The sequence below is a fragment of the Brucella tritici genome (genome assembly GCF_902825325.1).
Lineage (GTDB): Bacteria > Pseudomonadota > Alphaproteobacteria > Rhizobiales > Rhizobiaceae > Brucella.
Genome location: NZ_CADEAR010000085.1, coordinates 1 through 365, shown reverse-complemented (window position 1 = coordinate 365; position 365 = coordinate 1). Strand labels below are relative to the sequence as shown.

The following is a 365-nucleotide window of genomic DNA, read 5'->3' as shown; positions in this document are numbered from 1 at the left end:
GTCATCCATGGGATTGCCGCTTCCGGCTGTTCAAGCAGATTGCGCTTTCTCGCGAAGCCTTCGAAGGCGTCACGCGCTACGCGAATTGGTTTAAGCCCATTCTGTGCGTCGCAACAGGTTTTCCAGGTAACCTCATATATGACGTCGCGCTGTTCGTTGGGTAATTCATAAAGAAAATCAATAGCATCTTCGATGCTTGCAATCTCTTGGATTAAATACTCGCCGTCCTTAACGAAAACAGGACTGTCAAACAAACGGTCGCTCATCGAAACCTCCATCTGATCGAACGAAAAGTTGGAATGACGACGTCGATTTAGTGACCGGACAGGCGGTTTCAAGAACCTCACAGTCGAATTTCTGGAAAA

At 47.7% G+C, this 365-nt stretch carries 1 protein-coding gene; it reads right to left on the bottom strand.

Annotated elements, in window-relative coordinates; translation table 11 throughout:
- The coding region (locus HWX93_RS22775) for a DUF982 domain-containing protein (protein WP_176038825.1) at positions 1-266 on the bottom strand (266 nt) is incomplete at its 3' end.
- Between the last annotated feature and the right edge of the window lie 99 nt (positions 267-365).